This is a genomic window from Devosia naphthalenivorans, from assembly GCF_003056355.1.
Lineage (GTDB): Bacteria > Pseudomonadota > Alphaproteobacteria > Rhizobiales > Devosiaceae > Devosia > Devosia naphthalenivorans.
Window position 1 is genome coordinate 410,748 of the sequence record NZ_PYVW01000002.1, and the last position, 13,046, is coordinate 423,793.

13 protein-coding genes are annotated in these 13,046 nt (G+C 61.7%); 8 read left to right on the top strand and 5 right to left on the bottom strand.

Annotated features, from left to right (window positions below; translation table 11 throughout):
* Positions 1–39: 39 nt before the first annotated feature.
* From rfbA to rfbD, 4 genes are read left to right on the top strand one after another with little or no spacing between them, the layout of a single operon-like run.
* Entirely contained in the window at positions 40–918 is an 879-nt protein-coding gene (gene rfbA, locus C8264_RS05080) for a glucose-1-phosphate thymidylyltransferase RfbA (RefSeq protein WP_108459868.1), read from the top strand.
* Complete coding sequence (gene rfbC, locus C8264_RS05085; RefSeq protein WP_108459869.1) at positions 915–1,490, top strand: dTDP-4-dehydrorhamnose 3,5-epimerase; 576 nt, start codon at positions 915–917, stop codon at positions 1,488–1,490. The genes rfbA and rfbC overlap by 4 nt, the downstream gene beginning before the upstream one ends.
* Positions 1,487–2,554, top strand: coding sequence for a dTDP-glucose 4,6-dehydratase (gene rfbB / locus C8264_RS05090; protein WP_108459870.1), 1,068 nt, complete (start codon positions 1,487–1,489; stop codon positions 2,552–2,554). The genes rfbC and rfbB overlap by 4 nt, the downstream gene beginning before the upstream one ends.
* Entirely contained in the window at positions 2,551–3,417 is an 867-nt protein-coding gene (rfbD, locus tag C8264_RS05095; protein WP_108459871.1) for a dTDP-4-dehydrorhamnose reductase, read from the top strand. Before rfbB ends, rfbD begins: the two co-directional genes overlap by 4 nt.
* A gap of 16 nt (positions 3,418–3,433) precedes the next feature.
* Here rfbD and C8264_RS05100 read toward each other — a convergent pair whose 3' ends face one another.
* The 4 genes from C8264_RS05100 to C8264_RS05115 form a co-directional block, all read right to left on the bottom strand.
* Positions 3,434–4,198, bottom strand: a complete 765-nt coding sequence (locus C8264_RS05100) for an META domain-containing protein (protein WP_108459872.1) — start codon at positions 4,196–4,198, stop codon at positions 3,434–3,436.
* A 60-nt stretch (positions 4,199–4,258) separates the two neighbouring features.
* Positions 4,259–4,750 (bottom strand): ureidoglycolate lyase, encoded by a 492-nt coding sequence (locus C8264_RS05105; protein ID WP_108459873.1) that lies wholly within the window; start codon positions 4,748–4,750, stop codon positions 4,259–4,261.
* Entirely contained in the window at positions 4,747–5,568 is an 822-nt protein-coding gene (locus C8264_RS05110; RefSeq protein WP_108459874.1) for a bifunctional allantoicase/(S)-ureidoglycine aminohydrolase, read from the bottom strand. Before C8264_RS05110 ends, C8264_RS05105 begins: the two co-directional genes overlap by 4 nt.
* Before the next feature lie 71 nt (positions 5,569–5,639).
* Positions 5,640–5,984 carry an ArsR/SmtB family transcription factor gene (locus C8264_RS05115; RefSeq protein WP_108459875.1) on the bottom strand — a complete coding sequence of 115 codons (345 nt, stop codon included), beginning with the start codon at positions 5,982–5,984 and terminating at the stop codon, positions 5,640–5,642.
* A 51-nt stretch (positions 5,985–6,035) separates the two neighbouring features.
* Between C8264_RS05115 and C8264_RS05120 the strand changes: the two genes are divergently transcribed.
* The gene (locus C8264_RS05120) at positions 6,036–6,497 is read left to right on the top strand and encodes an SRPBCC family protein (RefSeq protein ID WP_108459876.1); all 462 of its coding nucleotides are present in this window, start codon (positions 6,036–6,038) and stop codon (positions 6,495–6,497) included.
* A gap of 232 nt (positions 6,498–6,729) precedes the next feature.
* On the opposite strand, the gene puuE is transcribed toward C8264_RS05120, so the two are convergent.
* On the bottom strand, positions 6,730–8,145 hold the full coding sequence (gene puuE, locus C8264_RS05125; protein WP_108459877.1) for an allantoinase PuuE: 1,416 nt from the start codon (positions 8,143–8,145) through the stop codon (positions 6,730–6,732).
* A gap of 150 nt (positions 8,146–8,295) precedes the next feature.
* Between puuE and uraH the strand changes: the two genes are divergently transcribed.
* From uraH to xdhB, 3 genes are all read left to right on the top strand, one after another.
* Entirely contained in the window at positions 8,296–8,652 is a 357-nt protein-coding gene (gene uraH / locus C8264_RS05130; protein ID WP_108459878.1) for a hydroxyisourate hydrolase, read from the top strand.
* A 266-nt stretch (positions 8,653–8,918) separates the two neighbouring features.
* Complete coding sequence (xdhA, locus tag C8264_RS05135) at positions 8,919–10,376, top strand: xanthine dehydrogenase small subunit (RefSeq protein WP_108459879.1); 1,458 nt, start codon at positions 8,919–8,921, stop codon at positions 10,374–10,376.
* Between the two features lie 139 nt (positions 10,377–10,515).
* Positions 10,516–12,846 (top strand): xanthine dehydrogenase molybdopterin binding subunit, encoded by a 2,331-nt coding sequence (gene xdhB / locus C8264_RS05140; RefSeq protein ID WP_108459880.1) that lies wholly within the window; start codon positions 10,516–10,518, stop codon positions 12,844–12,846.
* Positions 12,847–13,046: the final 200 nt, after the last annotated feature.

Here is a 13,046-nt window from a genome sequence, read left to right on the forward strand (position 1 = left end):
GGTTAACAGGCCAGGGAGATTGCTGGCGGGGAGGGCGCTTTGAAGGGTATCGTTCTGGCCGGCGGCAGTGGAACGCGGCTCTATCCGCTGACACTGGCCATATCCAAGCAGATCTTGCCGATATTCGACAAGCCGATGCTCTATTATCCCTTGAGCATCCTGATGCGCGCGGGCATCCGCGACATCCTGATGATCTCGACACCGCGAGACTTGCCGGTGTTTGAGGCCCTGTTGGGCGATGGCGGCGAGTTCGGCGTTAATTTCAGCTATGCCGTACAGGCGGCGCCTAAAGGGTTGGCTGAAGCCTTCATCATCGGCCGCGAGTTCATTGGCGACGACAGCGTCGCCATGATCCTGGGCGACAATCTCTATTTCGGCGATGGTCTCACCGATCTCTGTCGCGCTGCAGCCGACCGCGACGACGGGGCCAGTGTTTTCGCCTATCAGGTCGAAGATCCGCAGCGCTATGGCGTGGTCAGCTTCGATCCTTGCACCGGCAAGGCCATCCGCATCGTCGAAAAACCCCAGTTCCCCGAGTCCGACTGGGCAGTTACGGGGCTCTATTTCTATAACAATGATGTGGTGCGCATCGCCGCCGGCATCACCCCCTCCGAGCGTGGCGAGCTGGAAATCACAGCGGTCAACAACGCCTATCTTGAGCGTGGTCTGCTGCAGGTGGCGCAACTGGGCCGGGGCTATGCCTGGCTCGATACCGGCACGCACGAAAGCCTGCACGACGCTGCATCTTTTGTTCGCACCATCGAGCACCGGCAGGGCATGCAGATCGCGTGCCTCGAGGAAATCGGGCTGGAGATGGGCTGGCTCGATCCTGATCGAGCCCGGACCCGCGCGGCCATGCTCGGCAATACGCGCTATGCCTCCTACTTGCACAGGCGCATCCGGGATCTGGTGTCATGAGCCTGCAGATCCGCCCGCTAGCGCTACCCGGCGTTCTGGAGATCGTTCCCAAACGGTTTGGCGATGACCGTGGCGTGTTCTGCGAAACCTGGAACGCCGAGAGCTTTCGTGAAGCCGGGCTAGACCTCGACTTTGTCCAGGACAATCATTCCATATCCGCTGCGCGCGGCGTAGTCCGAGGGCTACATTATCAATTGCCGCCGCATGCGCAGGACAAGCTGGTACGCGTGGTGCGCGGTGCCATATTTGACGTTGCCGTCGATATCCGAAGGGACTCGCCCAGTTTTGGCAAATGGGTTGGGCTAGAGCTATCGGCCGACAAGTGGAACCAGCTGCTGGTTCCAAAGGGCTATGCGCATGGCTTCCAGACGCTCCAGCCTGATACCGAGGTAATCTACAAGGTCACCCATCGATATAGCCCGAGCCATGACCGTTCGATCCGCTTCGATGATCCCCAACTGGCTATCGCCTGGCCCATCGGTCCTGCCGAGGTTCAACTGTCGGACAAGGATGCACGGGCGCCACTGCTGGCGGATGCAGAACTGCTCGCGCGCGGCGCGGTGCCGGCATGAAGATCCTTGTGACAGGCGGGGCGGGGTTTATCGGCTCGGCCGTGTGCCGCCTCCTGGCGCAGGACCCCGCCAATACGGTGGTCGTGCTCGACAATCTCACCTACGCGGGCAATCTCAGCTCGCTCGACGCAGTGCGCTCGACGCCACGGTTCTTCTTCGTGCGCGGCGATATCGGCGATGAGGCGCTGGTCAGCAAGACGCTTAACTATCACGGAATCGATCACGTCATGCACCTGGCGGCGGAAACGCATGTGGACCGCTCCATCGATGCGCCCGCCGCCTTTCTCAATACAAATGTGGTCGGCACCTTCCACCTGTTGCAATCGGCGTTGCGCTATTGGCGAAGCCTGCCCGCCGACAGGCGCGAAGAATTCCGCTTCCACCACGTCTCGACCGATGAAGTGTTCGGGGATCTGCCGTTCGACGGAAGCCTCTTCACTGAAACAACACCCTATGCTCCTTCGTCGCCCTATTCGGCGTCCAAGGCCGCCTCGGACCATCTGGTCCGTGCCTGGCACCACACCTTCGGCCTGCCGGTGGTGCTGACCAATTGCTCCAACAATTACGGGCCATACCATTTCCCCGAGAAGCTGGTGCCGCTCACTATTCTCAATGCTCTCGAGGAAAAACCGCTGCCGGTCTATGGCATTGGCAGCAATGTGCGTGACTGGCTCCATGTCGAGGACCACGCCCGCGCCCTGGTGCTGGTCAGCCAATCGGGGCAGGTGGGGGAAAGCTACAATATCGGCGGCCGTGCAGAATGCACCAATCTGCAATTGGTCGAGATGCTGTGCCAGCTGCTTGACATCAAGCAGCCACGCGCCAGCGGCGGACCCTATGGCGATCTCATCAGTTTCGTTGCCGACCGCCCGGGCCATGACCGGCGCTATGCCATGGACATCGGCAAAATCGAACGCGACCTTGGCTGGCAACCGCAGGAGACGCTGCAAACGGGCATGGCGCGAACGGTTGATTGGTACATCGACAATCCCGGCTGGTGGAAGCCCTTGCGGAAAAATCGCTACGCGGGCCAGAGGCTGGGCGTCGGAGTGCCCGCCCAATGAAAATCCTCGTCACCGGCAGAACGGGTCAACTGGCACGATGCCTGGCCCAGATTGCCTGGGACGCTCCGGGGGTAGAGGTGGTGACGGTTGGTCGCCCCCAATTCGATCTGCTTGACGCCGCGAGCATCGCGCGGACGTTTCTCGCGGTACAGCCGGACCTTGTGGTTTCCGCTGCTGCCTATACCGCAGTCGACAAGGCCGAAAGCGAAGAGGAGGAAGCCTTCGCCGTCAATGCCACCGGCGCAGGGCTGGTTGCCGAGGCCGCCTTCCGACACGCCATCCCCATTATTCATATCTCGACGGATTATGTGTTCAACGGCGACAAGGGCGCGCCTTACGAGGAGAGGGACCCCGTGGACCCGCTCAATGTCTATGGGCGCACCAAGCTTGAGGGGGAGTTCAGGGTCGCGTCGGCCAATGACCGGCATGTCATCCTGCGCACGGCATGGGCCTATAGTCCGTTCGGGCGCAATTTCGTGCGCACCATGCTCGATCTTGCCGCCAACCGGGAACACATCAATGTCGTAGCGGACCGGTTTGGCAGCCCGACATCCATGCTGGATCTTGGTGGCGCGATCCTGGCCGCTGCCCGAAATCTCGCACCCGGAAAATACGGCATCTACCATCTGGCGGGCAAAGGCCGCACCAATTGGGCCGATCTAGCCCGGGAGGTGATGGAAGCAAGCCGCGAGCTTGGCGGACCGCACGCCGAAATCGTCGGTATTGCGGCGGCCGATTATCCGACGCCGGCGGTTCGCCCGGTCGACTCCAGCCTCTCCTGTGCCCTGTTCGAGCGCAAGTTCGGCTGGATCATGCCCAATTGGCACCACAGCGTGCGCAATGTCGTGGAACAACTGGTCTAGATCATCAACGCCGGATTTAGGGGCGGCGGACCAGACCCACCAGTGGGACCCCAGCCGCATCCAGCAATTGCAGGGCTGCGCCGTCCTGACGATAGTCTGAGGTGGCGCCCAGGGCCGCAAACAGCGCGGCTTCCTGGTCCATTACGTCGGGTGCGCAGGCCATGCGGGTTGCGGCAACGGCCCCAAAGCTGAGCGGGCTCGCTTCGAAATCGGCCTCGGTGAAGAAATTATTGCAGCCGCCATGGCCGCCCGCCCGATGATCGGGCGCAATGGAAAGTGTCACCCTGGTTTCGGCCAACACCGGCTTGCCGCCAATGCTCGTGACCATCCAGGCAGTATCGAGCAGGGAACTGGACGGGACTTCGGGCACTGCTGTCCTGAGGGGGGGTGGAACTGGCTCGGGCGAGAAGCTGACGATAATGAGCGTTGGTTCGGCCGGCGGAATGTCCACCGGCATCGCCGGCGCATTGCGGAACAGCGTCCGGCCTCCTGAACGGATTTCCGCCACGAGGCCAAACAGGCCACCCGCTTCGACGACATTGCTGCGGACATCGAGGGTGAACTGGAGTGGCACGCCTCCCCGGCTGCCGACAGGGGCGGCGGCGCTGGCGATGACGCTTCCACCCGGTAGGGAAACCAGGCTCACCCAAAGCTCGGCGTCGGCGGGCAACGCGATGCGCTCGCGATAGGTCACGTCGCCGGTAAACGTAAAATCGTCCGCAAGGGCGAAATGCACGAACGACAACAAGGCAAAGGCCGTTAGCACCAGTTTCCTGAACATGGTTTCCTCCTGCCGCAGGGCAAGACTAGCGCGTTTTGTTACCGGAGGCGAGGGGAACGGCTACTGCATCATGACCGTGTGCGGGACATCGAAGTGGTGCTCCTCCAGATTGTTGCCATCGCCCCCGCGGTCCACCACCAGAAACTCGCTGACCCCATGCAACGGCGTCAGCACGCCATGCCAGGTGTTCATGGCAATATTGACGCCTTGCCCCGGCGCCGTGAGGAACGCCCGCGGCACGTCCGGAATGCCCGAAAGATCACCCGCAACAATGACCAGGAACGGCAGATCGCCGAGCGGAAAAAACGCTTGGCTCCCGAGCGGATGACGCTCCACAAGTCTGAGGCTCAGCGGCAGCTCATAAGGCTTACCCCGAAAGATGGAGATCAGCGGCCGCGGATGAACGCCGCCCAGCTCCACGCGCGCGAGATCGTGGTAGCGTTCCGTCATCCCCCCATTGATGGGGTAGTGATTGGCCCCCTCTTTCTGGATCACCTGCCCGAATGGGGCAAAGGCCTCGGGCGTCAGCGGTTCGATCAGGATCGTGCTCATGGCATCAGCTTCATGTGGCGGTTGACGTCCTTGTAGAGCAGATAGCGGAACCGTCCCGGCCCGGCGTAGCAGGCTTGCGGGCAAAACGCGCGCAGCCACATGAAATCCCCGGCCTCCACCTCCACCCAGTCGCGGTTCAGCCGATACACCGCCTTGCCCTCGAGCACGTATAACCCATGCTCCATCACATGGGTTTCCTCGAATGGAATGACCGCGCCCGGCTCCAGCGTCACGATATTGACGTGCATGTCGTGCCGGACATCGTCGGGCTCGACGAAGCGCGTGGTCCCCCAGCGATCGTTCGTTCCCGCCATCCAGTTGATCGGCTGCTCGCGTTCATTGGCCACGAAGGCGCTGGGCGCTTCGATCCCGTCGACCGCTTCATAGCGCTTGCGGACCCAGTGGAAACGCACCGGCGCCGTGCCCTTGTTATACAGGCTCCAACTCACCCCCGGCGGCAAGAACGCATAGCCGCCTTCTTCCAGCAAATGGCTTTGCCCCTCGATGGTCAGCGTCGCCTGGCCGGCGACCACGAACAACACGCCCTCGGCGCCCTTGTCGGGTTCTGGCCGCATGCTGCCGCCGCCGGGCAGCACCTCAACGATGTATTGCGAGAAGGTTTCGGAAAAGCCCGATAGCGGCCGCGCGATCACCCAGGCGCGCGTCTGGTCCCAATGGGGCAGATAGCTGGTGACGATGTCGGTCATCACCCCGCGCGGGATCACGGCATAGGCCTCGGTGAATACCGCCCGGCCGGTATGCAAAGTCGTCTGGCCGGGCAGGCCGGCCGCCGGGGTTGCATAGGTGGAAGTGGACATTGGTCTCCTGACGCGCAGAGCAGTATCGGTAGCCAATGAGATAGCGCAGTTTACCGGCGCCCAAAAGTGGGTCAGGCGCTTCCCTGCTGCTCTGGCGTTTCCAGGTTCCGCTGAAGCTTGCTCAGCATCATGCTGGCATAGGCGGCATAGGGGCCGATCCAGCGTTCGTGGATGGCCTGGATCGGCAGCGCGTCAAGATGGTTCCAGCGCTCGCGCCCACGCCGTTCGGCGATGACGAGCCCCGCCTGCGCCAGCACGCCCAGATGCTGCATCACCGTGCAGCGATCCAGCTCCGGCATCAGCTCGCAGAGCGCTCCGGTCGTGCGCGGCTCAACCTTGAGCAGGTCCAGCAATTGCCGCCGGACGCGGTGGCTCAGGGCCTTGAAAATGAGATCGTCCTGGTCGTCTGTTGACATGTTATGTTTCTATAACATATTGTGTTGCGGGTCAAGTAGAGGATGTGAACGATGGCATATGAATTCACGGTAAGCGGACGCATCGCCAAGCCGGTGCATGAGGTGTTCGAGGCAGTGGCTGATCCCGCCAGCCTCTCGGGCTATTTCACCACCGGCGGCGCCAAGGGGCGTCTCGAAACTGGTGCCACGGTGACCTGGGACTTTGCCGATTTTCCCGGCGCCTTCCCTGTCGAGGTGGTGGAAGTCGAGCAGGACAAGAAGATCGTCCTGCGCTGGGACGCGGACGGGGGTGACAGTCCGGGTGAGGCTGCGACCAAAACGACGATAACGATGACCTTCGCCCCACTCGAAGACGGTCGGACGCGCGTGTCGATCAAGGAGGAAGGCTGGCGCGAAACGCCCGCCGGGCTCAAGTCATCCTACGGCAATTGCGAAGGCTGGACCGGCATGATCTGCGCCATGAAAGCCCGTCTCGAATACGGGATCAACCTGCGCGAAGGCTTGTATGTGTAGGTCTTTCGTTCAGCCGGATCCGGTAGCAGAGTAGCCCTCATGGTGAGCCTGTCGAACCACGAGGGCGTGGCACTGATGCCTCCGCATCAGGATGCGTTCATCCCCACGGTGTCATTCCCGCGAAAGCGGGAACCTCACTACCCCGCCACAGAAAGTGAGATTCCCGCGTTCGCGGGAATGACGCCGTGGGGGAACTGACACCGCATCGCAGCGCGTTGGACTGCGACCGCGCCTACCCCAACAACGCCTGCAACCGCAAAAGCGCGATCCGCTCCACCTGCGTGCTGGCGGTTGCCAGTTCCGCTTCCGCAGAATTGCTCAACCGGCTCTCAAATGCCTGGAGGATGGACGCCTTGGTATTGTCGCGCACCGCAATGATGAACGGAAAGCCGAACTTCTCGACATAGGCGGTATTGAGCCTGTTGAACCGGTCGCGTTCCGCATCAGTCAGGGCGTCAAGTCCGGCAGATGCCTGTTCCGCGCTCGAAGCTTCGGTCAGGCGTTTGGCGGCGGCGAGCTTGCCGGCCAGATCGGGATGGGCGCGCAGCACGCTCAGGCGCTCCTCGGGCGTCGCCATGCGGAACTGCGTGCGCAAGGCAAAATGCAGCCCGATGGCGGTATCATGCGCTGGCCCCAGTTCGCTCTCCCAGGCGCGTTCGGCAATCCATGGCGAGTGTTCGAAGATCGAGCCATAGCGGTGGACGAACTCTGCCTTGTCGAGCGTATGCGGCCGCACTTCGGGCGCAACATAGGGGTGCTCGCCGGCCCAATGCTCGGCGATCTGCAGCCGGGTAGGGGTCCAGACACCATCGAAGCTCCTAATGTATTCAACGAACTTCCTGAGCCCCTGGAAACGTCCGGGCTGGCCCACGAGGCGGCAATGCAGGCCCAGCGACATCATCTTGGGCGAGCCCGCCTGGCCTTCGGCATAAAGGCAATCGAAGGTGTCCTTGAGGAACTGGAAATATTCCTCGCCCGTATCGAAGCCCGGTCCGGTGACGAAGCGCATGTCGTTGGTGGAGAGGGAATAGGGAATGATGAGGTGCGGCCTGCCCTCGAAAACCCGCCAATAGGGCAGGTCGTCATCATAGGTGTCCGAGATATAGGCGAAATTACCGATTTCGCAGACCAGGTCGATGGTGTTGAGCGAGGACCGGCCAGTGTACCAGCCCCTAGGGCGTTCGCCCGTTGCTATGGTGTGAAGGCGGATCGCTTCGGCGATCTGCTCGCGCTCCTGCTCGGGCGTCATGTCCTTGTGCTGCACCCATTTGAGCCCATGGCTGGCAATTTCCCAGCCGGCGTCCTGCATCGCCGCCAGTTGCGCCGGCGCGCGCATCAGGGCCGTGGCCACGCCATAGACCGTCACGGGAACCTGGGTTTCGGTGAACAGGCGGTGCAGCCGCCAGAAACCGGCGCGGGCGCCATATTCATACATGGATTCCACATTGGCGTGGCGCTGGCCGGGCCAGGGCGCCGCGCCCAGCACGTCGACCAGGAACGCTTCGGAAGCGGCGTCGCCATGCAGGATATTGTTTTCGCCACCCTCCTCGTAGTTCAGCACGAACTGCACGGCGATGTGCGCACCCCCGGGCCAATTGGCGTTGGGTGGGTTGGAGCCATAGCCGTGCATGTCGCGGGGATAACGCATTGTTGTCTTCCGGTTTTCCGTTAGGCGAATAGTACGGTTTCGTGCATCGAGAACAAGGTGCACAAAAGTGGACCAGATGGTAAAAAATGGGCATTGCGCAACGGCGGTGATGCGATAGTCTGTTTTTCGGGGACGACGACGGAGCAGCAAATGGCAGGTGGTGCACGCCTAACCACGCATGTGCTGGATACAATGCACGGCAAGCCGGCGCGCGGCATGCGCATCGAATTGTTGTACGTGCATGGCGACCACACGCACCACATCACCGACAGCTACACCAATGCGGATGGCCGCGTGGATCAGCCGCTCCTCGATGAGCAGCAGTTCCAGCATGGCGAGTTCGAGATTCACTTTCATGTCGGTCAGTATTTCGAGCGCCTCGGTGTCGAGCTCGAAACGCAGTTTCTCGACGTGGTGCCGATCCGCTTCACCATATCCGAGGACAAGCACTACCACGTGCCGCTGCTGGTGAGCCCGTTCGCGTATTCAACCTATCGGGGGAGCTGAAACATGGACACCTCTCCCGGCATCGCACCCCTCACCTCAGCCCTCAAGGGCACCGTGTACCTTGGCCCCACGACGTTATTCCCGCGAACGCGGGAATCTCACTTTTGGAGAGCAATGAAGGGAGATTCCCGCGTTCGCGGGAATGACGCCGCGGGTGAATTGGTGATGCAAGAAGCGTTCGACCCAAACACTCCCTCCCTCAGGGGAGGTCCGCCCACCGCGTCATTCCCGCGAAAGCGGGAATCTCACTTCAGTGAGGGGCGCACATGGTAGAGATCACCACCGCCATCCGCTTCATCCTCAACGACGAGGAAATCACCCTCACCGACCTCAAGCCGGAAACCACTTTGCTGGACTGGCTGCGGCTGGAGCGGCGGCTGCGCGGCTCCAAGGAAGGCTGTGCCGAAGGGGATTGCGGCGCCTGTACGGTGTTGGTCGGCCGGTTGATGGACGACGAGATCATCTATGACTCGGTGACGGCCTGTATCCGTTTCGTCGGCAGTCTGCACGGCACCCATGTCGTTACCATCGAGCACCTGCGCGGCAAGGACGGGGCCCTTCATCCCGTGCAGCAGGCAATGGTCGATCATCATGGCTCGCAATGCGGTTTCTGCACGCCGGGGTTCGTGATGAGCCTTTATGGGCTCTGGATGCGCGATCCGCAGCCGGGCCAGCGCGCCATCGAAAAGGCGCTGCAGGGAAATCTCTGCCGCTGCACCGGCTATGCCCCGATCATTCGCGCGGGCAAGGCGATTTCCACCTATGGCCAGCCACAGGGCGACCCGCTCTGGGCGGAGCGCATCGCGCTCAAGAACAAGATCACAGCCATCACCGATGGGCGCCGGGTCGAGATCGGCGGGCAGATCATAGTGCCCGCGACGCTTGACGATTTCGCCCAGGTCTATGAAGCCAATCCCGGCGCAACCATTGTTGCCGGCTCTACCGATGTCGGACTTTGGGTGACCAAGTTCATGCGGTCCATCGGGCCGGTCATCTTTATCGGTCACCTGCCCGAGTTGCGGCGCATCGAGGAACACGAAGGCGCCTTGCGGTTCTATGCGGGTGTTTCCTACTCGGAAGCTTTGCCGCTGCTCACCCGGCATTTCCCTCACATGGCCGAGCTGTGGAACCGCATAGCGGGCGAGCAGATCCGCAATATGGGAACAATCGGCGGCAACATCGCCAATGGCTCGCCCATTGGGGACACGCCGCCGCCGTTTATCGCTCTCGGCGCCCGGCTCCATTTGCGCTGCGGCGAGCAGCGCCGCGAAATCGATCTGGAAGATTACTTCCTGGCCTATGGCAAGCAGGACCGCCAGCCCGGCGAGTTCGTCGAGGCTGTCACCATCCCTCATCTGCCGGTGGGGGACAAATTCGCGGTCTACAAGATCTCCAAGCGTCGCGAAGAAGACATCTCGGCGCTATGCGGGGCTTTCAGGGTATCCCTGGACGAGGCCGGCGTGGTGAGCGCGGTACGGATCGCCTTTGGCGGCATGGCGGCAACGCCCAAGCGTGCAGCGACGGTCGAGGCGGCGTTGATCGGCCAGCCATGGAATTTGGACACGGTCGATGCCGCGATGGCATTGTTCGCCCAGGACTACCAGCCGATCTCCGATATGCGCGCCAGCGCCGAATACCGTTTGTTGACCGCACAGAACTTGCTCAAGCGCTTCTATCTTGAGACAATCGGGGAAGCACAACGCCTCAAGCGGGAGGTTGCATGATGCAGAATGTTCTCGCAAGTCTCGCCCACCCGCGACGTCATTCCCGCGAAAGCGGGAATCTCCCTTCACTGTCCGGTGAACGTGAGATTCCCGCTTTCGCGGGAATGACGTGGTGGTTCCCTGGCGAGGAGTTCAGACCATGAACAAGCACCAGGCCCCCATCGTACTAGCCAGTCTGCATACGCCGGTTCGCCACGATAGCGGGCCCAAGCATGTTGCCGGTTCCGCCGAATATATCGACGACATGATCGAGCCGGCTGGCACCATGCACGCCTATCTGGCGCTCTCGACCAGGCCACATGCCGAGATCGTCTCGATCGACTTCCAGACCGTTGAATCCGCGCCCGGTGTCATCGGCGTTCTGACGGCGGATGATATTCCCGGCGAGAACGACGTCAGCCCCAGCCACAAGCATGACGAACCGATCTTTGCCAGGGGCAAGGTGCATTTCTGGGGGCAGCCGCTCTTTGCCGTGATCGCCGAAACGCGCGACCAGGCGCGGCGTGCAGCGCATCTGGCCAGGGTCGAATATCGCGACCTGCCGTTTGTAACCACAGTCCGGGATGCGCAGGCAGCGGGTCGCAAACTGGTGACAGAGCCACTCAAGCTCGAGCGTGGTGAAGTGGAGGCGGGGCTTGCCGCCGCGCCGCGCCGCGTCAAGGGCAGCATCGAGATCGGCGGTCAGGACCACTTCTATCTCGAAGGCCAGATCGCCATGGCCGTGCCCGGCGAGGATGAAGACGTGACCGTCTATTCCTCCACCCAGCACCCCAGCGAGGTGCAGTTGATGGTGGCGCAGGTGCTCGGCATTCGCCATCACGCCGTGACGATCAACGTGCGCCGCATGGGCGGTGGTTTTGGCGGCAAGGAAACGCAAGGCAACCTTTTTGCCGCCGTCGCGGCGCTCGCCGCGAAAAAGTGGAATCGTACCTGCAAGATCAGGCCGGACCGCGACGACGACATGACGGCGACCGGCAAGCGGCACGATTTCGTGGTCGATTACGACGTCGGTTATGATGACACCGGCAAGATCCATGCGGTGGATGCGGTTTACGGCGCCCGTGCCGGGTTTTCCTCCGACCTTTCAGGCCCGGTGACGGACCGTGCCCTGTTTCATGCCGACAACGCCTATTGGTATCCGGCCGTGCGGGTGCGCTCCGAGCCGCTTTACACCAACACGGTTTCCAACACCGCTTTTCGCGGTTTTGGCGGACCGCAGGGCATGCTGGCGGCCGAGCGCTGGATCGAAGATATCGCCTATGCCCTTGGCAAGGACCCACTCGATATCCGCAAGGCCAATTTCTACGGCACCGATACCGACAACATAACGCCCTATCACCAGCCGGTCGAAGACAACATCATTCATCGGGTCGTGGAAGAACTCGAAACCTCGTCGGACTACCAGGCCCGCCGCCGCGCTATCCTGGAATACAATGCCGGAAGCCCAATCCTCAAAAAAGGTATCGCGCTGACGCCGGTCAAGTTCGGCATCTCCTTCACCGCAACCTGGTACAACCAGGCCGGTGCACTGGTCCATGTCTACAAGGATGGCTCGATCCATTTGAGCCATGGCGGCACTGAAATGGGGCAGGGGCTCTATATCAAGGTGGCGCAGGTCGTGGCCGATGCCTTCGGAGTGGGACTCGACGTGGTCAAGATCATGGCGACCACCACGGGGAAAGTGCCGAACACGTCTGCGACGGCAGCGTCGTCGGGTTCGGACCTCAACGGCATGGCGGCCGCCGACGCGGCGCGCCAGATCAAGGAACGGCTCCTCAAGCATGCAGCCAGGGTGCATGGCGTAAGCGAAAGCGAAGCAAGTTGGGTGCAAGGTGGGGTCCAAACGCAAGCAGGCTTCATACCATTTGCGGAGCTTGCTGCCTCTGCTTATCTCAACCGCGTGCAACTTTCGGCCGCGGGTTTCTATGAAACGCCAAAGATTCATTGGGATCGCGCCACCGGACGCGGGCACCCATTCTACTATTTCGCCTACGGCGCCGCCGCCAGCGAAGTCACCATAGATACATTGACCGGCGAATACACCGTCGACCGCGTGGATATACTCCACGACGTCGGCAAATCCCTCAATCCAGCCATCGATATAGGCCAGATCGAGGGTGGTTTCATTCAAGGCATGGGCTGGCTGACCACCGAAGAACTATGGTGGGACACCAAAGGCCAACTCCGCACCAAAGCCCCCTCCACCTACAAAATCCCCCTAGCCTCCGACACCCCCCCCATTTTCAACGTCCGCCTCGCGGAGTGGTCGACCAACAAGGAACCCACCATTGGCCGCTCCAAGGCAGTAGGCGAACCGCCGCTAATGCTGGCAATGAGCGTCGTTGAGGCGCTGTCGATGGCGGTGGCGAGCGTGGCGGACTACAAAATAGCGCCCGGCCTCAACACTCCCGTCACCCCCGAACGCGTGCTGATGGGCTGCGAGCGGTTGAAGCGGGAGGCGCGGGGGTGATGGTGGTGCGCGTTCCGGCTGCAACACCGCAATCTGGCCTCCCCATGAGAGGGGGCACTATTTACGTTGACCACACAGTGTCATTCCCGCGAAGGCGGGAATCTCACTTCACTTCAGCGCATAAGTGGCGCTTTCGCGGGAATGACGCCGCGGATGAATTGGCAATGCAAGAAGAGTGCGACGTGAACACTCCTCCTGAG

What these genes read in the sequence shown, in the direction of transcription:
- rfbC (WP_108459869.1), top strand. Translation starts at nt 915, where the DNA reads ATGAGCCTGCAGATCCGCCCGCTAGCGCTACCCGGCGTTCTGGAGATC.
- rfbB (WP_108459870.1), top strand. Translation starts at nt 1,487, where the DNA reads ATGAAGATCCTTGTGACAGGCGGGGCGGGGTTTATCGGCTCGGCCGTG.
- rfbD (WP_108459871.1), top strand. Translation starts at nt 2,551, where the DNA reads ATGAAAATCCTCGTCACCGGCAGAACGGGTCAACTGGCACGATGCCTG.
- C8264_RS05100 (WP_108459872.1), bottom strand. Translation starts at nt 4,198, where the DNA reads ATGTTCAGGAAACTGGTGCTAACGGCCTTTGCCTTGTTGTCGTTCGTG.
- C8264_RS05105 (WP_108459873.1), bottom strand. Translation starts at nt 4,750, where the DNA reads ATGAGCACGATCCTGATCGAACCGCTGACGCCCGAGGCCTTTGCCCCA.
- C8264_RS05110 (WP_108459874.1), bottom strand. Translation starts at nt 5,568, where the DNA reads ATGTCCACTTCCACCTATGCAACCCCGGCGGCCGGCCTGCCCGGCCAG.
- C8264_RS05115 (WP_108459875.1), bottom strand. Translation starts at nt 5,984, where the DNA reads ATGTCAACAGACGACCAGGACGATCTCATTTTCAAGGCCCTGAGCCAC.
- C8264_RS05120 (WP_108459876.1), top strand. Translation starts at nt 6,036, where the DNA reads ATGGCATATGAATTCACGGTAAGCGGACGCATCGCCAAGCCGGTGCAT.
- puuE (WP_108459877.1), bottom strand. Translation starts at nt 8,145, where the DNA reads ATGCGTTATCCCCGCGACATGCACGGCTATGGCTCCAACCCACCCAAC.
- uraH (WP_108459878.1), top strand. Translation starts at nt 8,296, where the DNA reads ATGGCAGGTGGTGCACGCCTAACCACGCATGTGCTGGATACAATGCAC.
- xdhA (WP_108459879.1), top strand. Translation starts at nt 8,919, where the DNA reads ATGGTAGAGATCACCACCGCCATCCGCTTCATCCTCAACGACGAGGAA.
- xdhB (WP_108459880.1), top strand. Translation starts at nt 10,516, where the DNA reads ATGAACAAGCACCAGGCCCCCATCGTACTAGCCAGTCTGCATACGCCG.